The organism is Marinobacter sp. NFXS11, assembly GCF_040148675.1.
Classification (GTDB): Bacteria; Pseudomonadota; Gammaproteobacteria; order Pseudomonadales; family Oleiphilaceae; genus Marinobacter.
Genome location: NZ_JAGDDV010000002.1, coordinates 1,268,761 through 1,289,273, shown reverse-complemented (window position 1 = coordinate 1,289,273; position 20,513 = coordinate 1,268,761). Strand labels below are relative to the sequence as shown.

Sequence of the window (20,513 nt, the reverse complement as noted above, 5' to 3'; positions counted from 1 at the left end):
ATCCCGATACCAATGCAGGAAGCCCATGGCGCTCAAAGCAACCATTCTCAAGGCGACGCTCAACATCGCCGACATGGACCGTCACTACTACGCGGATCATCAATTGACCATCGCCCAGCATCCGTCGGAAACGGACCTGCGCGTGATGATCCGGCTGCTTGCCTTTGCCCTGAACGCCAGCGACACCCTCGAATTTACCAAAGGCCTGAGCACCGATGATGAGCCAGAGCTGTGGCAGAAAGACCTGACCGGCGAAATTGAATTATGGATTGAGCTTGGCCTGCCAGAAGAAGACCGAATAAGGAAGGCCTGCAACCGCGCCGGGAAAGTGATCCTCTATACCTATGGCGATCGCGCATTCCCAGTCTGGTGGGACAAACACCACGGCAAGCTGGAACGTTTCGACAACCTCACCATTGTTCAAGTGCAGGGCGACAGCACTGAGGCCCTGGCAGCGCTCGCGGACCGGTCCATGAGCTTCCAGGTGACCATCCAGGATGGTGAGGTCACCTTCAGTAATGACAACAATCTGGTATCGATTACCCCCGAGCAGCGACTACCCCAGAACTGAGGGCAGGACTTGCCCTCGGGGGCTGGACAGACACCCGCTACGCACGTAAGATTGCGCACTCGAAATCGGCGAGCCATCGTCGAGCTCGAAGCGCCCGTAGCTCAGCTGGATAGAGCGTTGCCCTCCGGAGGCAAAGGTCATAGGTTCGAATCCTATCGGGCGCGCCATTATTTTCAAAGGCTTGCGTGAAAACGCAGGCCTTTTTTATTTGCCTGTGCCCAAATGGTGCCTTGCTGGTGCCCAGTCACTTTAGGCAGCTGCTATATCACTCAGTAAAAGAACCCTTGCACGGTTTCCACCTCACCATCTCCAAGGCACAGCCACTCCGCGTTATCTATGAGCCCCAAATGCCTTGTTATCGAAACCTTTGGTCGCGAAGCGAACATTCAAGCGGCTGGAGCAATACTCTCCCCCCGCTGTATTAAGCCTCTTTTTTAGGAATGTTCGCAGCGACAGGGCAGAACCCGGGGCTTGCCGAATAGAGGAGGTGTGTCAGGGTTAATTTGATACCCATACAGAAATCTATCGTACCAAACCACCATGTTAATAAACTCATCAGTTCCATGATGAAGACTGTGATGAAGAATATGACAGCACAACATCGCGTCGCTTGGCGGTCCTTCCCGACAGGCCCCGTGAGAGCAGCGTATAAACGCATGGTGGATGCGGGGGAGGTGCGACGAGATGACGCGCAGGTCGCTCTGGCGGCAAAATTCGATGCCCTGCACGAGTCTCTTACCTCGCTCCCACCAGTATCAGTACGCAGCGACGAACCGACAGAGGGCAGCTTTAAAAACAGCAGTCCACTGTTACGGTTACTGGCGCGATCCTTGGCACACGTTCAGTCTTTTCTTCGAAAGAAGTTCCATTTGTGGTCTTTTGGTCCACCACCGCGAGGCATGTACATTCATGGACCGGTCGGGGTCGGCAAGAGCTTTCTAATGGATCTCTTTTACGCGTCGGTTTCTGTTCCTGATGATAATTCTTGCTGTACTAATGACAGCCACAAACACATAAACGTAACCAAACGCCGCGTCCACTTTCACGAATTCATGCTAGACGTCCATCATCGCATCTTTGCCTACAAACAGGAGTACCCACGAGGTGATGCGATTCCCATCATCGCGCAACAATTGGCACAAGAAGCCCGACTCCTCTATTTCGATGAATTTCAAGTGACAGACGTTGCCGATGCCATGATTTTGAAACGACTGTTTTCATTATTATTGGATTTGAATGTGGTGGTAGTGGCTACCTCGAATCGCTCTCCCGATGCCTTGTATGAGGGAGGCATTAACCGCTCCCTCTTTTTGCCATTCATAGACATGTTAAAACACACATTCGACATTATTTCCATGGAGGATTCCAGCAAGGATTATCGACTTGAAAATCGAGCTGATGGTCAATCCTATTTTTGGTCAAACAAGAAAGTTCATATTGATAACAATAGTAAAAACAACATGCAGGCGCAGTTGGAAAAAATATTTGGTAGCACTGCATCCGGAACTGAGGCCGAGATCATTCCCGTCCTCTTTGGTCGCACCGTCCAAGTGACCCGATTGAATGACCGGTGCGCCTGGTTTGACTTTTCCGAGTTATGCTACCAACCGCTCGGGGCGGCCGATTATATTTCTCTCTGCCGCCGATTTCCGGTCATCATCATGGAGCGCGTCCCCCCAACTGGACGCCAATCACCTCAACGAAGCACGACGATTCGTGACCCTCATTGACGCGTGTTATGAATCTCGCACCCGCTTGGTGCTGGCGGCACAAGTCCCGCTCGACGAGTTGTTTGTTGATTTTGAAGCGCAAGTCGAAAGCAGCGACGGAGATGAAGAATTGATTGTCAATGAAAAGGGGGGAAACTCAAGTTCCTTTGCGACCACCATGATTCGCACCAAAGAGGGAGAATATTATGAGTGGTCGGCGACGGGTCGAATTGGCGTGTCGCTGGCACAATTATCGTCTGCCAATGATCTCGCCTTTTCCTTTCGACGAGCCGCTTCTCGGTTGGTTGAAATGGGAGGAAATGAATGGGGACGGCAATGACTAAGGTCGCAAAGCGAACATTCAGATGGTGCGATAACTCCTCTCAGGACGCGCGGCTATGAAATGGCGGCGTAGCCACAAAGTAGTTACCATCGCCGTGACTGGCATGGTAAGAAATCACTTGGACTTAAACTAGGCCAGAACCCTCCGCCGGAGGCTGTTCAAATTCAGTCCAACACCGAAAAAATTAGGCTTAAAATCTACAACATCTTCCGAGTCAGCAATTGCATCGCGGGTTCTAGCCGCAGATTCATCAAAGTCCATCTCTTTACGCACGGCAGCCTCTAACGAAAGCGACGCCCGCCAAAACATTTGCCCTACAGCGGCTTCTTTTCTCCACTCTGGATAGCTTTCGCTTGGCAAAACCTGAATGAAGTCTCTCTCATAACCAGGCTTGGGATGCTTGTAGAAGTATGATTCGGTCTCAGTGATAACTAATCCTGATTCCTTAAGTTCCGCCGAAGCCTTTGAAGTTAACTTCAGCAAGTCTGAATAGAATAGGTAATAAAGATCATCTGGAAACCAGTACAGATCGTGAAGAAGATCAGCAATTGCCCCATGATTTTCGAAGTCGGCAGGAAGCAGATGCACCCGCCTCGGCCCAAAAGTCATTTTGGCTGGCATCGGCAATGAACTTGGCCATCTAGGCACTTCCTCAGACATCCTACCCCTCAATTTTTAATGCCAGCCAGCATGCGCGGCTACGGAATGGAGGCGAAGCCGCAATGCAGTAGACGTCGCCGTACCTGGCCTTGTTATTTATCCTTTCGCTCCAACCCAGCCAAAGACCTCTCAACTCCGGTCGCTAGATCAATTGCTTTTTCCAGTAGTTCAAAAATGGAATCTACCGTCAAATCAATTTTCTTACCATCTTTGTCGAGACCTGCTCGATGAACGCAGTCATGCCTCTTTTTAACAGCATGAAATAGCCATGAGAGATCCTCAAATCGATGACCTAGTACATCCCTATACATAGGAACGACTTTTTTGAGGTCGTGAAAAATTAGGCCTCTAAGATATGTTGAAACAGTTAGTTTTAGAGTGTCTTTCTGTTCATAAATTTCACGAAGCGTGAACTTTCGATTTGCAAATTCGGGATCCGACTCGACAAGCTTTCTGGTTAGTTCCTCAGAATTGCATACGTTATGAATAAAGGCTCCAGCAAGATATCCTTCCAGTGCAGAAACGACATGTGCATGAATCATCACTAGGAAGCTAAACTGTGCACTCTGGGGTACGTCTAGCCTGAGAATTTCGCCAACACTACTTAGTTGTTCTGCCAATAATTCAAAATGGTTTTTGTCTTCATTCTCTGAGAACCACTCATACTCTTCTTCGGAGAATTCATCGATCAAATCATCTATAAATTCCGGATCACCCGGACTTCGACCGTACATTTCACATAAGTCTTGGTAGTCACTCATTAGTTAGCCATCCCAAGTTTAAACCATAGGATTCCGATTTATAACGCTGAAATAAGCCGCTGCCCGACAGGGGCGTCCGGTGCAGGCCGCAGGCCGCAGGCCGGAAAGTACTTAATTACTGGTTAAATGAGATCATCAGAAAGTAGTCTCAAGAGAGCATTTACAGAAAGCTGTTACATTCAGCGTGGCTTTCCAATCTTTTTTACCCTTGGTTCCGTAGAGGTAGACCCATGGATTCAAGTAACCGCTCTTTCGACCAATACTTTCAAAGCGATCTACTTCCTCTACATCATAGTGAACCCTGGTCGCATGGATGATTTTGTTGCAAGCTTCTCGAAGCGTAAGAGGGATGTCGTCAGTCGGAGAGGTTCCCCTGAGATCCGGAGACAGACGCCCGACCGGCCTACGATTATTGCTATGCCAACCTCCATCGTCATTCTTAATTCGCAATGTTGCGGCGATTGAGATCAGTAGTTTAGGCACCTTCTCCAGTTCCATCCCTAGGGCCAGCTCGTGCCAGTAACGAATCCCGCTAAATGGGGGCCCAGCGTCTTCATTGTCTTCGATATCCATCTCGATAAACTGTCTGCTAGACAGATAGATAGCCATCAACGTGTAAATGTCATCGAAAAGACCCGCAGGATCGATGAGGTGGGGTCTACCATTTTCCTCTTCAGGTTTTAACTCAGACATTCCTCACCCATTTAACGCCTAAATCAGGTGCGCCGTAGGCGTCGCCTGCATTTACTGGTTAGATTTTGAGCCATGGCCGAACATCCAATTTGCGATACATATCCGTACCGTTCGCGTTACACTTCGGCGGAAGTCGTCATCGAATATTCGGTCATTACTACCAAACTTTTCAGGGATTACTTCTCCAACGAAAAGCTCTCCAGTGTGAACAACCTTTGATCTATATTTGTATATTTTCATTGCGTACTTCCTGAATTCCGGACTATCAGACCCATATTTGGCAAAAAAATCACGAAACTTTTTAGTCACCCTATATCGATCTTGGCCACACTTCCCACATTTCTCAACTTCCTCGTCTTCATGTTCGAGATTAATCAAGGTTTCCAAACTCGAAACGAAAGCGATAAATGATAGGCTTGGGTGCGAGCCCCACAATTCAGAACCTTTTTCAAACAGTGCACAAGCCGAGAGGAAGCGCTTTCTCTGATTCGCATTCAGTTCAAAATATACATCGAGCAGAAAATCGAGGTTTTCAGGAATGTCAAAAACTGCATCAAAATTTTCTGCGTACCTATTAAAATAAGCATTGCTTTCGACTTTCTCTATCTCTTCAATATCATCTACGTCGGACAGATCATCAATTGAACTGGAAAAGTCTTTGACAGTATAAAACTCTTGGCCCCACAGCGGCTCCTTTGATCCGCGATGAGATTCGTCAAGAGGTAAAAACCAGCTTTGCTTGCCTTGGTATTCGAAGAGCCGGGAATTAAGAAACACCCCTAGAACCAAGAAGATTTCCCTAGCTTTCGCGCCAGAGGCATCATTTTCATGCACCCATTGAGGCATTTCAGGTTGGCCTGGTTCCTTTTCGACGCTCTGAGGTGTTTGATATTTCCACTGAAATATTAGGGGATGATGACCCACCATCGTCTTCGGTTTCGTAAAGTCATCTTTCGGCGGCAAAATTTGAAAGAGATCTCGATAACGATACCAACCCTTTACGGGGAGTCTTGTTAAAACAACAGCCTGTCTAAATAGGTCACTCATAATAAAAATCTAACAGCAATTAGGCAGCGAGCTTGATCGTTCCAGAAATTGAACTGCGTCATTATTACTGACTGCGAGCTACCAACCACGCTGAACATAAGTCGATAAAACAATAGCCTAGCCGAGCAAAGCCATCTCTGCCATGTAATCGTTCAGCGTCTGCAATTTGCTCCGCCAATCATACTGGATCAAATGGCTGTGGTTGGATTGGGGGCCCTGGCGGAAAGCCCTGGCTCGAATGTTCGCTTTTGTTTAAAAGCGAAAGAAGCGTGCTCAGACCGGTACCCGGAGAAAGGCTTCTGAATGGCAGCACGTTGACGGACATCTTGCGACCCGATCGCATGATTGCACCTCCTCAAATCCATACCTCTGAAGATACGCAAGGGCAGCAGTCGAGCACCATGCCGAGGATGAACATACCTCTCCTTTGATCGAAATAGCCCTCTACCCGGGCGGTCGACAACCCTCTATAAAACGACTCTATGGTTTCTGACTGATTGAAGCCGCGTGGAATCTCGCACACCACTTAGAGACTTCATAAAAATACGAACCCACCCTCTGCGACAAAATGTCGCACCTCGATACTGGTAACTACCCACAGGACGTACGTACCTATTTCTGTAGCCTGTGCAACTTTTCACTACACACAAGGACCTCGCGTACATGGATAAACAGTGTGGCCGGTAGATCTCCGGCACCGGGACCCTCAGCGCCGAAGCTCGAAATTGATCGTCAATTTCCGTCCGAATTCACTGACAGTGTTGCCTCCATGTGTTGGGACGCTACAACAGGAAAAGTCCTTGTAAACGAGGCATTCAATGGTCTTTTGGGGCCTTCCAAAAGGGGAACTGAAGTAAACCTTTCGGAATTGATGACCCCACCGGACATCGCCAGGCTTCTCGAAAAGCTGGATCCGAAAAGGTCACCGATGGCTCATGATCACGGTACGTTTTTGTGCCGGCTGATAGGGAGCGATGAACAAATCCTGTGGTTGGAGACAACCGTCTGCGAGAGTTCCGCGAAGGAGGGAATTTCGTGTCGCTATGCAACGTTCAAAGATGTGACTGACAGGCTAACCAAAGAACTGTTTTTCGAAAACTTCGCCGATTCATTACCTGGCATCGTTTTCTCTTACACAGTGTATCCGGATTCAAGTCATTACTTTTCTTATATCAGCATAAAAACCAAAGAGTTTTTCGGAATTGAAAACAGGGAATTCCTGGCCAACCCGGACTTGGCGTTCGATATTATCGAGCCCGAAGATCTGCCTTTTGTTCGCGAGAGTTTGGCCGAATCGAAGCGCACGATGACTCACTGGAAAGCTGAATACCGAACAACGGTCAAAGGCAAAACTCGGTGGTTTGAGGGGGCTGCCATTCCAAAACTGCAACCAAACGGAAGCGTGACATGGAATGGCATCACGATTGCTATAGACGATAGAAAAAACCTTGAGCTTGAGCTAAAAGAAGTAGCAAGCAAGGACTACCTGACCGGGGTTTTTAATCGCCGATATCTCAGCGAGTTCCTGCGCGACCAGTCTGAACGCTTCGACCGCTACCAGGAACGTTCGAGCGTGATTCTGATCGACATTGACAACTTTAAGGCGATTAACGACGAGCATGGCCATGATTTCGGTGACCTTGTGCTACGCCAGTTCTCAGACTTGGTGAGCAAGAATGTCAGAAAGGTCGATACCTTCGGTCGAATGGGCGGCGAAGAATTTCTGATGATTCTACCGAACACCGGAGTTCAATCTGCCCTGGAAGTCGGAAAGAAAATACTCAGGAAGACCAGGTCGAAACTCCAGACAATCGATGGCATAGACGTTGCACTAACTTTCAGTGCGGGCATCTCTGAATTTTCCGCTGTTCAAAGCAGCGCAAATAAAGTCCTCAAACACGCAGACCAGCTCCTTTATGAAGCAAAGTCTGAAGGAAGAAACGGCATCAAAACTGACGGGTAACTTGCATGGAATCGATTTCTGACATTGCACTTCAATGCTTTGATTCTTCGAACAGCGGAATTGTAATAAGCAGCTGCGTAGAGGATTTCCCCATCATCTACTGCAATGATGCTTTTTGTTCCCTCACCGGGTACGAGCGGCCGGAAATCATGGGCAAGAACTGTCGCTTTCTTCAGGGAGAAGAAACCAGTCAGACCGTTATCGGTTCCATCAAGTCTGCGATTGCGCAAAGCAAAACCCATCGCATCGTCATAAAGAATTACAGGAAAGACGGTGGGGCATTCTGGAACGACCTCTACCTGACACCGATTCGCAACGGAAAAGGATCTGTGACTCATTACCTGGGTATCCAGAATGATATTAAAGATTTGGACCGCAATAACAGGAACGTTCCGTTTCACTTTCCATACGATGACCTGACTCAATTACCGACACCCGCCATGGCGGTGGAGCTCATAAAAATGAGAGCCATGAATAAGCCTGAAAGGCGGGCTTCCATTTCCTTGGGTACGATCAGCATCAACGGCTTGGTAAACCTGCGCGGCTTTATGGGTAACAGTGCGGCCGACACGGCCATTCTCGAAATTCGGGACCGGTTGCAAGCGCAGCTTTGCGACGAGGCGATTCTCGCGCGTGCTGGAGAGGGGGAATTCATCGTCATTGTACCCTCAACGAAAGACGGTGAAGACAACTTCAACAAGACGTTGGAAACTCTTTGCGAAAGCACTCTGAGACCGGTCAGGATTGATGGGCAGATGTTCCAGCTTACCTTCAACGGCGGCTTCATTAGCAGGCTGCCCTACTCTCTGATTGACGAAAGCACGCGCTTTTGCAGTTTTGCTTTGGCTCAGTCGCAGGACGAAGGTCGAAATCGCGTCGTTGAGTTCACCGATACCGACTTGAAGCGTGCGCAGGCTGATCAGCTCCTGGCCGGACATATACCGACGGCACTTCAACAGGAAGAGTTTTACATTGCCTATCAGCCCCAGCTAAATCTTGAGACCCGGGATGTCGTCGGGTTCGAAGCCTTGGCACGTTGGGAACACCCGAAACACGGCATTGTCTCGCCCGGGCGCTTTATCCCCTTGTGTGAGAACTCGGGCTACATCAATGCGCTCACGCTCAATCTTTTGGAACAAATTTGCAATGACCTGCCGGATATCTGGGAGCGGTATGGCGACATTAAGGTTTCGCTCAACCTGTCACCTTTTTCTTTGCTGGATACGCATTTCATTCAGGAATTTATTGATACCGCGACCGCCATCTGTGATGTGAAGGGAAAAGTCAGCATCGAAGTTGTGGAAAATCTCTCAATCGACGGATATCAGTCGGCGTCGAGGAACTTGGCTGCTCTTCGAAAAGCTGGCTTCGACGTTATTCTTGATGACTTTGGCACCGGCTACTCCAGTCTCTCTTATATCAGGAGCCTGGGAGCGTCAGTTGTGAAAATAGACAGGGAATTTGTCATGAATCTGAACCAGTCCAATCATGATGATCTTGCCATCATTCGCTCTGTTGTATCCCTCGGAAAGCAATTCGGTTTCGATGTGATCGCTGAAGGCGTTGAATACGCAAACCAGGCAGCAATCCTCCTTGAGGAGGGTGTCACAATCGGCCAGGGCTATCTTTTCTCCAAGCCACTAAAAATCGACCACTTTCTTTAAGCGACGATCGAGTTTATGACCGGCTTTTTGATATCGCTCACAGCTGCAACCCAGAAATGGTCAGTGGATCGGGTTATTCTCCTGACCATACTCGCGGCAGCCTGCCAGTTCTTTTTGATTATTTGGGCGCTCTCCGTTTCAAGCGAAAGCGGCGTAGCTCTGATCAGCTATTTGCTGGCCCCTGTTGTGGTGGCCTCGGCCATTCTGGGGATGGCGTCTGGCGTAGCAACCAGCATCGTTACTTTCGGCATCTTGTACCACCTGAGAACGAGCAGCGAGCATCTGTTCGCAGACATCGTCTACCTGTTCTGGCTGATCGTCATCGCTCTCGTTATTGGGCTCTTTCGTAAAATGGTGCACACCCTCGCACCTCAAGACTCTGATGCTGCCCTGGGGTCGAGCGAACAAAGTGTTCAGCTGCAAACATCGTCAAGCGACGATGGGTATGACGTCGACCCGGACCGAAAGAAATACCTCATCAAGTTTGAAAATGCTGAAAGCCTACTTGAAATAACCAGCAAAGAAACTGTGGCCCAGTTGCTTGAGGATTTCTTCCGGCATGTCAGCCAACGCGTCGAGGGCCCAAAAGAACTGGATTCCGTGACTGACGAAGATTTCATTTTTTCAGTCCTATCCAAAAAGTACTCTGCGAAGGAAATTAAAGAGCTCCTGGAGGGTTTCAATCGCTCAGATGTCTCCGACCTGTTGTTGGATGCAGATATCAGGCAGCTTCAGCCCGGTTCAAAATCCGCACGGGAGAAGCAGGCCGGAGCATCAGATTCGAAAAGTTCAACGACTGAAACTCGGCAGTCTTGGAAATCTGACGATGCAGGCGTCACCATCAATGATGTCGGAAAGGCACTGAAAAATCAGGAGCTGTTTCTCGAATACCAGCCACGTTTGGACACCATGTCCGGGCGCTTCACCGGTATGGAAGCCCTGGTTCGCTGGGATCGCGGCGGGAAAACGCTGTACCCCAGATCATTCCTGGCTTTCATTGAAAACACCCGCTTGTCACTCCCGTTCAATATATGGGTGATCGATCAGGTCATTCAGCTTATGGAGGCCCGAATCGACAAGGGCAAAAATGTCGCAGTATCAATCAATCTGAGCACAAGAGAGCTGTTTTCGGAGGAAATGCTGATGCATCTGCGCCAAAGGCTCTCCACCAGTCGAATCAGGGCATCCAGACTCGGAATAGAGATCGACGAATCGGCATTCAAGCGTGCACTGGCAACTTCCCCCGAGACACTTGCAGCCATCCGGAAACTCGGCGTTGAAATTGTCATCGATGGCTATGGCTCTCAGCATTTCAATCTCTTTAACCCCGCGGGTGTGGATTTCTTCGATGCCATCAAGGTTGATGCAGGTTTGCTTTCCTGGAAGGCCCGCGAAGCACACGAGCAGGATCAATTGAGAATAATCAAAGCACGCCTTGGCGAAGTGGACGTGCGCGTTATTCTGAAGAATATTGAAAGAAAGGATCAGCTCAAATTAGTCAAAAAAGTCGGGAGCGATGAAGTGCAGGGCTACCTGATTGCCCGACCGTTCCAGGAGGACGCTGTTCCCTGGGACCGCTTTGTCTGAACCTTGATGTTTTTTACGCTCGCAAACGCTGGGGCACTTCCTGTGCCTACCGATAAGTGACACTCCTGCCCGTCCTCCTATCCGCTTCGTAATCTGAGCTGCTGGGCGCAGTTCTCTGTGAAATGACACGGAGAATGCCCACCGGACCGTGGATGCCACTTGATGCCAGTGAATAAACCTTTCGATCAGGTGTCGGAACCTGCCGCCGCTTCGAGGATCATGTCAGCAGCCTTTTCGGCAATGGCAATCGTAGGCGCGTTGGTATTGCCGCTAATCAGCCGTGGCATGATGGACGCGTCCACCACACGGAGGCCCCCTAGCCCGTGCACCCTGAGTTGTGGGTCCACGACCGCCATCCTGTCAGTACCCATTTTGCAGGTGCCCACCGGGTGGTATACCAGGCCCACCTTTTCCTTCACCTTTTCGATGATCTGCTCGTCAGACTGGCGATCTGCGCCCGGGTGGAGTTCCTCACCCCGATAATCGTCAAAGGCCTTCGCCGCGAGAATCCGGCGGGCCTGGCGGATACCATCCACCATGACTTTGCAGTCATCGGGATCGGCAAAGAAGTTGTAGTCGATTTCCGGCGCCGCAAACGGATCGGCCGACGTTATGGTCACGGAGCCTGAGCTCTCCGGCCGCAGCACACAGACATGCACTGAATAACCGGGGTTGGACATGAGTTTCAGGTCCCGACCGCTATCATCAAACAGCAGCGGCAGCATATGTAGCTGAACATCCGGGCGATTAACGCTGTCACTGGATTTGATAAAACCGCCAGCCTCGGTGATGGATTTAGCGAGCTTGCCCCGTTTACTGAGGAAGTATCGGATGGTATCCGGGACTATTTTCAGCAGGCCCCCGAGCGAGGCCGTGAAGCCGTTGTTTTTCCGGCTTGAGACCAGCACACAGGCATCCACGTGCTCCTGGAGGTTCTTGCCCACTCCAGGTAATTCGTGCCGGCACCGGATACCGAGGCTTTCCAGCGCATCGTGATCCCCGATGCCGGAAAGCTGAAGCAACTGTGGTGAATTGATAGCTCCACCACTCAGGATGATCTCCCGGTTCGCATTCAAGACAAGGTCGCTGTCTTTGTGGCGAAGCTCCACTGCAACGGCCCGATTCCCCTCAAGCACCAGTTTTTTGACTCGCGCTTCGGTAAGCACGGTGAGGTTCTGGCGGCTCATCGCGGGCTTCAGGTAGGCATCGGCGACACCAAACCGGCGGCCGTTTTTGATGTTCAGATGGAAATACCCCACACCTTCCTGTTCGGCGCCGTTAAAATCACTGCTGTAGGGAAAACCGGTCTGCCGGGCCGCGTCCACGAAAGCCTCAGACATCGGGTATTCGGCCGATTCCGGGGCACTGATATAAAGGTTGCCATCTTTGCCGTGATAGGGAGATCCGGCCAGCGTCTCGTGGTGTTCCGATCTAATGAAGTAGGGCAACATATCACGATAACCCCAGCCTTCATTGCCAAGCGCCTGCCACTCGTCGTAGTCCTCTCTCTGGCCGCGCACATACAGCATGCCGTTGATTGACGAACTGCCACCCAGCCCTTTTCCCCTGGGGGTAAACAGAGGCTGACCACCGCGCAGTTTCTGGTCGGGCCTGGCGTTGAATGCCCAGTTGTAGGTTTTGAGAAACATGTGGGCGGCAAAGGCGCCGGGCGTGCTGATGGTGAACGAACCCCTGCCCGGCCCCGCCTCCAGCACACAAACCGAATATCGACCATCGGCTGACAACCGATCCGCCAGTACGCAGCCGGCGGAGCCGGCACCCACCACGATGTAATCGAAACACTCGTTCATCATTGCTGCTCCACCGGTTCAATGATGGCGAAGTTTGATGGCGGCTGCTCAAGCATTTGCAGCAGGCCAAAGAAGGCGTCCACTGATCCTTCAACCTGGATATCGCCTGCCTGCACCGCCTCCGGGAAACTTGTTTTTTGCAGGAGGATATTGTCCAGAACCGCTCGGGACATACTCACGCTGGCGTGGGCATGCTCGTCCAGCTCACCCGACCGATGGGTCAGCGTGGCGTTCTGGAGGTTCAGCCGATAATCTTCGCTCTTGTCGGTGATGGACCAGTTGATCACCAGGTGCTTTCCGGCCGCTTTTTCCGGGTCAATCCTGACCCCCATGGCATCAAAAAACATGCTGGTTTCCAGCGCCTGCATCAAGTCTGGCTGCAGCCCCACATGTTTCGGTGTAATCACGCCGTGGCGCAATTCGTGCGCGCCAACAAGGTAGGCACTACGCCAGGTGCCTGCCTCAGCCTGATAGCCAAGCTGCTCGAGAGCATCCGCCCCGAGTTCGCGCGCTTCACGGTTTTCAGGGTTGGCATAAACGAGATGTCGCATTACTGATGCCACCCAGCGATAGTCGCCGTCGGCAAAGTCTTTACGGGCCTTTCGGAGCACTTCCGCCTCGCCGCCCATGTAATTAATGGTGCGTCTCGATTCTTCACGAGGTGGCAAAGGGTTTAGGTTGGCGGGATTGGCGTCATACCAGCCCATGTAGCGCTGATATACACCGCGGGCATTGTGGCTGACGGTTCCGTAATAACCGCGCGCTGACCATTCCTGGTTCAGGCTTTCAGGCAACTGCAGGTTTTCAGCAATATCCCCGGGCAACATGCCACGGTTCATCATACGAACCGTCTGATCATGGATATGCTTGTACAGGTCCCTTTGAACTTCCAGAAAATGCGTGATGTCTTCCGGGTTCCAGATCGGCCAGTGATGCTGCGCCACCAGAATCTCCGCGCGATCGGCGAAGCGAACCAGCACCTTATCGATAAATTTGGACCAGGAATTGGCGTCCCGAATCGCGGCTCCGCGGATGGTGTAGATGTTATGCAGGTGTTGGCTGGTGATCTCGGCGGTGTTGAGCACCCTGAATTGGGGGAAATACATCATCATCTCAGATTCGGCTTCGGTGCCGTGGGCCATCTGGAACTCAATCTCAATGCCATCAATGGTCAGGTTGGCGTTGTCAGGTACCGTATCCGTAGGTGCAATGAGGCTGAGCCCGCCACTACCCAATGCCTTGCCAAGTCCGGTGTCAACATGGCCTCTAACCCCTGGAGGCAAGCCGGCGCCAAACTGGTAGGTGGCACGACGGGTCATCGCATTGCCGGCGATCACGTTCTCTGCAATGGCATGCTCCATGAACCCCTCCGGAGCATAGATCCGCACCTTCCCGGCCCGAACATCCTCCTCATTAACCACACCTTTCACACCCCCGAAATGATCCGCATGGTTGTGTGTATAAAGCACGGCCACAACGGGCTTCTTGCTTCGGTGCTGGTAATAGAGTTCCAGACCGGCGCGGGCCGTGGCGGGCGTAAGCAGGGGATCAATAACGATCAGGCCGCTGTCGCCTTCGATGATGGTCATATTGGACAGGTCCATGTTGCGGACCTGGTACATGCCATCCACCACCTCGAACAGCCCATGGATCGCATTCAACTGCGCCATGCGCCACAGGCTTGGGTTAACGGAATCCGGCGCTGAATCACCATTAAGAAAGGCGTAGGGCTCCATGTCCCAGGCCACATGCCCCTCTTCGTCCACTACCCGACCATTCGGCAGCGCACCCACGAAACCACGACGCGCATCCTCAAATGATCGCGTGTCAGCAAACGGCAGCTCGTTAAGGACTGCCTCGTTAACCTTTGCTGTCACCGCAGTTGCCGGCTTGGAGGTTTCGGCCTGAGCGATCGCCGGGAACAGTAAACCGGCACCTAACGCTGCCAGCATGGCCTTCTTGAATAGGGGTAGCATGCGGAATCTCCTCTTTTTGGCGGCACCTGGGTTTTGTTGGTTTTGAATCGTGCGCCACGTAACTGCAGTTTGAAGCGAGGTGTTCCGTTCATCCAATGCAATGTTTCTTGACTTAACATGCGCAAAACGCATAGATATAGTGCCATGGACACACGACACATCCGGCACTTCATGGCGTTGGTTGAGTGCGGCAGTTTTGCTCGCGCCTCTGAGGTCGTGCACCTGTCTCAACCGGCGTTAAGCCGCAGCATCCAGGAACTGGAACGCCAACTCGGGGCAAGACTGTTCGATCGGGGGCGCTTCGGAGTGGTTTTAACCGCGCATGGGCGGGCCGCTCTACCTCATGTCCGGGGCCTGCTGGCCGCGGCAGAATCTTTAAGGCAGGAAGTCGAGGCCATCGACGAGCTTGAGACAGGCGAATTGAGTATCGGAACTGGCCCCTATCCGGCGCTGGCCCTGATGGATAAGGTCTGTGCCCGGTTTGTGGATCAATACCCGGGAATCCGCCTCAACATTCGAACAGATAACTGGCAGGACTTACGCCTTGCGCTGCTGGATCATGAGATAGAGCTGTTTGTGGCCGACACCGGCGAATTGTCTGGCGATCCGGACCTGGACATTACCCATTTGCCGCAGCCCGAGGTTGTTGTGTTTTGTCGTCATGATCACCCGTTGGCTCGGAAAAAAGGGGTCGTTTGGGGCGATTTGCTCGATTACCCCCTGGCCATGACCCGTGTTCCTGAAGATATGGAACGGAATATCCAGGCCATGAGCGCGCAACAAGGCGGGCTTAAACGGAGAATAGAATGCGACAATATTGCCATGCTCGCGGCCATTGTTACCGGCAGCAAGGCCGTCAGTATTGCGCCCAGACCGATCGTGGCTGACTTGCTTGAAAGCGGAAAGGTGACAACCGTTTCTGTAACCGGGATTGAAACTCTTCGGACCCGTTATGGTGTCTTGCAACGCTGCGGGAGACCGCTTTCACCGGCGGCAGGTAAATTGCGCGCCTTGATTCTGGAATTCGCAAATCTTCAATGAACCACCATCGCGGCATCCGTCGTCCTGTCTAACGTATTGAACACCTGAGAATAACTGGCAAAGGAAGTGGCCATCGCTTTGCACTTTTAAAGCAACATGTTGACATATTATTTTGGCGAGGCGTATTGTGAAGCTAATGAGGCTGGACCAGATTTCAGCTTCAGCCAGGCCTTTTAATAACAAAAAACCGGAACGAACAGGTGAAAAAGATGGATACAGGCATCACTCTTAATCCGGAACGCCGTGCCGCGATGATCAAAAGCGGCGCGTGGAACGACAAGATCATTACCGACTACTTCGACCAGGCGGTCGCCAGCACCCCGGACAGGGAAGCCATCGTCGGTTACCAGGTCACCAGCGACACCCGCACCGCCCTCACCTATCGGGAACTCAATGACAAAGTCACTCGCATGGCAGCGGGCCTGGCGGCTATGGGCATCAGAAAGGGGGAAGTGGTGGCCTGCCAGCTACCAAACTGGTGGCAGACCACGGCCCTGCATCTGGCCTGCATGCGCATCGGCGCCATCCTGAATCCGCTCATGCCCATTTTCCGTGAGCGGGAGCTCCGCTTTATGCTCAAGCATGGCGAAGCCAAACTGCTGGTGATTCCAAAGGTCTTCCGGGACTTTGACTACGAGGCGATGGTTGACGGTATTCGCGGGGAGTTGCCGGCCCTGGAAACTCTGCTGGTCATCGGCGGAGAAGGTGAACGCAGCTTCGAACAACGCCTGATGGAGACGCCCTGGGAAGAACAGCAGGACATCACGACCCTGTTCTCGGAACGCCAACTCAACGCTGATGATGCGATCCAGATCCTCTACACCTCTGGCACCACCGGCGAGCCCAAAGGCGTAATGCATACCTCCAACACCCTGTTTTCCAATGTTCGACCCTACGCCGACCGCTTGCACCTGACTTCGGATGACAAGGTACTGATGGCCTCCCCCCTGGCCCATCAGACGGGCTTCATGTACGGCATCATGATGCCCGTCTATTTGGGCACCACTGCCATCCTGCAGGACATCTGGGACGCGGATTATGTCTGCAAGGTGATTGGCGCCGAAAAGCCGGCCTTCACCATGGCCGCCACTCCGTTCCTGGCCGATCTGGTAAAGACCGCGCCAAAGCACGAGGGTGAGCTGCACTCTCTCAGGATCTTCGTCTCCGCCGGCGCACCGATCCCCAGCGCTGTGGTTGAACAGGCCGGCAAGGTACTGAAGGCAAAGATCGTCTCCGCCTGGGGCATGACCGAAAACGGCGCTGTCACCATGACCTGCCCGGAGGATCCGGCCGAGCGGGCCAGCCAGTCCGACGGAAAGGCCATGCCCTTCATGGAAGTGAAGGTCACTGATTTCCAGGGCAACAAACTGCCTGCCGGTGAAGAAGGCAGCCTGCTGGTTCGCGGCTCCAGCCTGTTTGTCGGTTATCTCAAGCGCCCCGAACTCTATGGCGTAGACGAATCCGGCTGGTTCAACACCGGCGACCTCGCTCGAATGGATCAAGACGGCTACATCCGCATCACCGGCCGAACCAAGGACGTGGTGATTCGAGGCGGCGAAAACATTCCCGTAGTGGAGGTAGAGAACCTGCTCTACAAGTTCCCGGGCATTGTCGATGTCGCCCTGGTTGGTTGCCCGGACGAACGCCTGGGTGAGCGCCTGTGCGCCTATGTCACCCTGGATGAGAACGCCACCGACCTGACCCTGGAACAGGTGAAGACCTACCTGACCGAGCAGCAACTGTCCAAAAACTACCTGCCTGAATACCTGGAAGTGATCGAGGCCATGCCTCGCACGGCCTCCGGAAAGATCCAGAAATTCAAACTGCGCGAGCAGGCCAGAAACGTTCGCCTGGAACCGAACAAACACCATTAATCCCATTGATCTGACAACAACAGGAGCAAGTCATCATGAGAGGCCTCGAGGGAAAAACAGTCATCGTGACCGGTGGCGGGGGCGGCATTGGTCGCGCCGTGTGCCTGCGCTTTGCTGAGGAAGGCAGCCTCGTGGCGGTGCTGGACCGAGACGAGAGCACCGCCCAGGCCACGGCGGACCTGATTACCGAAGCTGGAGGCCAGGCAAAAGCTTACGCCGCCGACATCACCGATTACGCCATGATCACTGACACCGTGGCCGCCATCGAAAGCGATCTGGGCGTACCCACCGTGCTGGTCAACAACGCCGGTTTCGACCGCTTTATGCCATTCCTGAAAACCGAACCAAAATTGTGGGACCAGCTCATCGCAGTGAACCTCACCGGCGCGCTGAACATGCATCATGTGGTACTGCCGAAGATGATTGTCGCCGGCGGTGGCAAGGTCATCAACATCGCCTCCGATGCAGCCCGGGTCGGCTCTTCCGGCGAATCCGTCTACGCCGCCTGCAAGGCCGGCCTGGTGGGCTTCAGCAAGACCGTGGCGCGGGAGCTGGCCACCAAGAATGTGTGCCTGAACGTGGTCTGCCCCGGCCCCACCGACACCGCCCTGCTCAAGGGCGTGGCAGAAACCGCCCCAAATCCGGAGAAGTTGCTGGAAGCCTTCCGCAACGCGGTGCCCATGAAGCGCCTGGCCCAACCGGAGGACTACCCTGGCCTCATCGCCCTGCTCGCCAGTGACGATGCCAACTTCATCACTGGCCAGGTGATCAGCGTATCCGGCGGCCTGACCATGGCCGGCTGAGCAAACAGTCAAACGATTCAGGAGAACGGACCATGACTTACGAAGACATCCTGTACGACGAAAACAACGGCGTCGCCACCATTACCATTAATAGGCCGGACCGTTACAACGCCTTCCGAGGCCAGACCTGCATGGAGCTGCTGGACGCTTTCAACCGCGCCGGCTGGAACAAGGACATCGGTGTAATCGTGTTCACCGGCGCTGGTGAAAAAGCCTTCTGCACCGGCGGTGACCAGGGCGCTCACGAAGGCCAGTACGACGGCCGTGGCCTGATCGGCCTGCCGGTGGAAGAGCTACAACGCACCATCCGCGAAGTGCCGAAACCGGTGATCGCCCGGGTCAACGGCTTCGCTATCGGCGGCGGCCACGTGCTGCACGTGATCTGTGATCTGAGCATTGCCTCCGAAACTGCCATCTTCGGCCAGGTCGGCCCCAAGGTGGGCTCGGTGGATCCCGGTTTCGGTACCGCTTACCTCGCCAGGGTCGTGGGTGAGAAGAGGGCCCGGGAAATCTGGTACCTGTGCCGGAAATACTCCGCCCAGCAGGCGCTGGACTGGGGCCTGGTCAACGCCGTAGTACCGCCGGAGCAACTGGACGAGGAAGTACAAAAATGGTGCGAGGAAATCCTTGAAAAAAGCCCAACCGCCATTTCCATCGCCAAACGCTCTTTCAATGCGGACAGCGACAACATTGCCGGCATCGGCGCCCTCGGCATGCAGGCACTGAGTCTGTACTACGACACTGAAGAGTCCAAGGAAGGCGTTAAAGCCTTCAAGGAAAAGCGCAAGCCGGAATTCCGCAAGTACTACAAATAACGACCAGATAGCCCGGAGAACACCATGAATTTCGGATTTAATGAAGAACAGAACGCGATTCGCGAGGTCGTGGCCCGCTTCAGCGCCGAGGTTCTGGCCCCGGGCTATCGCAAGCGGGACCAGGAAGGCGTTATCGAAAAGGCTGTCATCCGCCAGCTTGGCGAAATGGGCCTGCTTGGCGGCGAACTGCCGGAGGAATTCGGTGGCAGCGGCATGGACTGTGTCACCAGCGGCCTCATCATCGAGGAGATCTCAAAAGGGGATTTCAACGTTGGCTATATTCCCCTGCTGACGTCCCTGAACGGCCAGATCATTGCCAGTCACGCAGCGCCGGATCTGGCGAAGGAATGGCTGCACGGAATGACCACCGGCCAAAAAGTAGCCTGCATTGCCTTGACCGAACCCCACGGGGGCTCAGATGCTGCAAACCTGCGCTTGAAAGCGGAGAAAAAGGGCGACGTTTACGTGCTCAACGGCGAAAAAACCTCCATCTCCATGGCTGACCAGGCCGATGTGGCGGTGGTGTTTGCCCGCACCGGGACGGTGGAACAGCGCGCTTCCGGCATCAGCGCGTTTCTGGTTCCGATGGACAGCCCGGGCATCACCACAACCCGCTTCGAAGACAACGGCCAGCGCGCTATCGGCCGCGGCTCAATCTTCTTCGATAACGTGGACGTTCACGCCAGCCAGATGATGGGCGACGAGGGCAAAGGCTTCAAACAGGTGATGCAGGGCTTCGATTACAGCCGCGCCCTGATCGGCCTGCAATGCCTGGCGGTGGCCCAGCAGTCCCTGGATGAAACCTGGCAGTGGCTGACCGAGCGTACCGCCTTCGGCCAGAACCTGTCTGCGTTCCAGGGTCTGACCCACCCGCTGGCCGAATACCAGACCTATGTTCATGCGGCCCGCATGCAGTGCTACCATGCGCTCTGGCTCAAGGACAACAATCGGCCCCACAACGCAGAAGCAGCCATGAACAAGTGGTGGGGGCCAAAGCTCGCCTTCGATGTGGTCAAACAGTGCTTGCTGGCCCATGGCCATACCGGGTGGGGTGAGGATCTGCCTTTCGCCCAACGGTTGCGGGATGTTCTGGGCCTTCAGATAGGTGACGGTACCGCGCAGATCATGAAAAACATTATCGCCCGCGAATACCTGCCAAAGTGACGCGTCCCATGCCTTCCGTGATTCAGGACGC

The 20,513-nt window shown here is 53.2% G+C and carries 17 protein-coding genes and 1 tRNA gene; 12 read left to right on the top strand and 6 right to left on the bottom strand.

Going from position 1 to position 20,513, the window contains the following annotated elements; translation table 11 throughout:
* Nucleotides 1-25 precede the first annotated feature (25 nt).
* The 4 genes from J3362_RS14925 to J3362_RS14910 all read left to right on the top strand — a co-directional run bounded on the left by J3362_RS14925 (nt 26) and on the right by J3362_RS14910 (nt 2,620).
* Nucleotides 26-571, top strand: coding sequence for a YaeQ family protein (locus J3362_RS14925; protein WP_349520707.1), 546 nt, complete (start codon nt 26-28; stop codon nt 569-571).
* 90 nt (nt 572-661) lie between these two features.
* Nucleotides 662-738, top strand: a tRNA-Arg gene (locus tag J3362_RS14920).
* Nucleotides 739-1,149: 411 nt separating this feature from the next.
* Complete coding sequence (gene zapE, locus J3362_RS14915; RefSeq protein ID WP_349520705.1) at nt 1,150-2,301, top strand: cell division protein ZapE; 1,152 nt, start codon at nt 1,150-1,152, stop codon at nt 2,299-2,301.
* A complete protein-coding gene (locus tag J3362_RS14910; protein ID WP_349520704.1) occupies nt 2,288-2,620 on the top strand; it encodes a hypothetical protein in 333 nt (110 codons plus the stop codon). Before zapE ends, J3362_RS14910 begins: the two co-directional genes overlap by 14 nt.
* 132 nt (nt 2,621-2,752) lie before the next feature.
* Here the strand turns inward: J3362_RS14910 and J3362_RS14905 are convergent, their stop codons facing one another.
* From J3362_RS14905 to J3362_RS14890, 4 genes are all read right to left on the bottom strand, one after another.
* Nucleotides 2,753-3,283 (bottom strand): hypothetical protein, encoded by a 531-nt coding sequence (locus J3362_RS14905; protein ID WP_349520703.1) that lies wholly within the window; start codon nt 3,281-3,283, stop codon nt 2,753-2,755.
* Nucleotides 3,284-3,375: 92 nt separating this feature from the next.
* Nucleotides 3,376-4,044, bottom strand: coding sequence for a hypothetical protein (locus J3362_RS14900; RefSeq protein ID WP_349520702.1), 669 nt, complete (start codon nt 4,042-4,044; stop codon nt 3,376-3,378).
* Nucleotides 4,045-4,179: 135 nt separating this feature from the next.
* Nucleotides 4,180-4,737: a hypothetical protein gene (locus tag J3362_RS14895; RefSeq protein WP_349520701.1), complete on the bottom strand. Its 558-nt coding sequence runs from the start codon at nt 4,735-4,737 to the stop codon at nt 4,180-4,182.
* A 51-nt stretch (nt 4,738-4,788) separates the two neighbouring features.
* The gene (locus J3362_RS14890) at nt 4,789-5,784 is read right to left on the bottom strand and encodes a hypothetical protein (protein WP_349520700.1); all 996 of its coding nucleotides are present in this window, start codon (nt 5,782-5,784) and stop codon (nt 4,789-4,791) included.
* 676 nt (nt 5,785-6,460) lie between these two features.
* On the opposite strand from J3362_RS14890, the gene J3362_RS14885 reads away from it, so the two are divergent.
* Genes J3362_RS14885 through J3362_RS14875 form a run of 3 tightly spaced genes read left to right on the top strand, consistent with a single transcriptional unit; the run spans nt 6,461 to nt 10,998 of the window.
* Nucleotides 6,461-7,747 (top strand): GGDEF domain-containing protein, encoded by a 1,287-nt coding sequence (locus J3362_RS14885; RefSeq protein WP_349520699.1) that lies wholly within the window; start codon nt 6,461-6,463, stop codon nt 7,745-7,747.
* Between the two features lie 5 nt (nt 7,748-7,752).
* Entirely contained in the window at nt 7,753-9,411 is a 1,659-nt protein-coding gene (locus tag J3362_RS14880) for a putative bifunctional diguanylate cyclase/phosphodiesterase (protein WP_349520698.1), read from the top strand.
* Nucleotides 9,412-9,426: 15 nt separating this feature from the next.
* A complete protein-coding gene (locus J3362_RS14875; protein ID WP_349520697.1) occupies nt 9,427-10,998 on the top strand; it encodes an EAL domain-containing protein in 1,572 nt (523 codons plus the stop codon).
* 185 nt (nt 10,999-11,183) lie between these two features.
* Here the strand turns inward: J3362_RS14875 and J3362_RS14870 are convergent, their stop codons facing one another.
* Nucleotides 11,184-12,812 carry a GMC family oxidoreductase gene (locus J3362_RS14870; protein WP_349520696.1) on the bottom strand — a complete coding sequence of 543 codons (1,629 nt, stop codon included), beginning with the start codon at nt 12,810-12,812 and terminating at the stop codon, nt 11,184-11,186.
* Nucleotides 12,809-14,785: an alkyl/aryl-sulfatase gene (locus J3362_RS14865; RefSeq protein ID WP_349520694.1), complete on the bottom strand. Its 1,977-nt coding sequence runs from the start codon at nt 14,783-14,785 to the stop codon at nt 12,809-12,811. The genes J3362_RS14870 and J3362_RS14865 overlap by 4 nt, the downstream gene beginning before the upstream one ends.
* A gap of 144 nt (nt 14,786-14,929) precedes the next feature.
* Between J3362_RS14865 and J3362_RS14860 the strand changes: the two genes are divergently transcribed.
* From J3362_RS14860 to aliB, 5 genes are all read left to right on the top strand, one after another.
* Nucleotides 14,930-15,826 carry a LysR family transcriptional regulator gene (locus tag J3362_RS14860; RefSeq protein WP_349520692.1) on the top strand — a complete coding sequence of 299 codons (897 nt, stop codon included), beginning with the start codon at nt 14,930-14,932 and terminating at the stop codon, nt 15,824-15,826.
* 209 nt (nt 15,827-16,035) lie between these two features.
* A complete protein-coding gene (locus J3362_RS14855) occupies nt 16,036-17,700 on the top strand; it encodes an AMP-binding protein (protein ID WP_349520691.1) in 1,665 nt (554 codons plus the stop codon).
* Nucleotides 17,701-17,735: 35 nt separating this feature from the next.
* Nucleotides 17,736-18,503 (top strand): SDR family NAD(P)-dependent oxidoreductase, encoded by a 768-nt coding sequence (locus J3362_RS14850; protein WP_349520690.1) that lies wholly within the window; start codon nt 17,736-17,738, stop codon nt 18,501-18,503.
* 32 nt (nt 18,504-18,535) lie between these two features.
* Entirely contained in the window at nt 18,536-19,318 is a 783-nt protein-coding gene (locus tag J3362_RS14845; RefSeq protein WP_349520689.1) for an enoyl-CoA hydratase-related protein, read from the top strand.
* 24 nt (nt 19,319-19,342) lie between these two features.
* Nucleotides 19,343-20,482: a cyclohexanecarboxyl-CoA dehydrogenase gene (gene aliB / locus J3362_RS14840; protein ID WP_349520688.1), complete on the top strand. Its 1,140-nt coding sequence runs from the start codon at nt 19,343-19,345 to the stop codon at nt 20,480-20,482.
* Nucleotides 20,483-20,513: the final 31 nt, after the last annotated feature.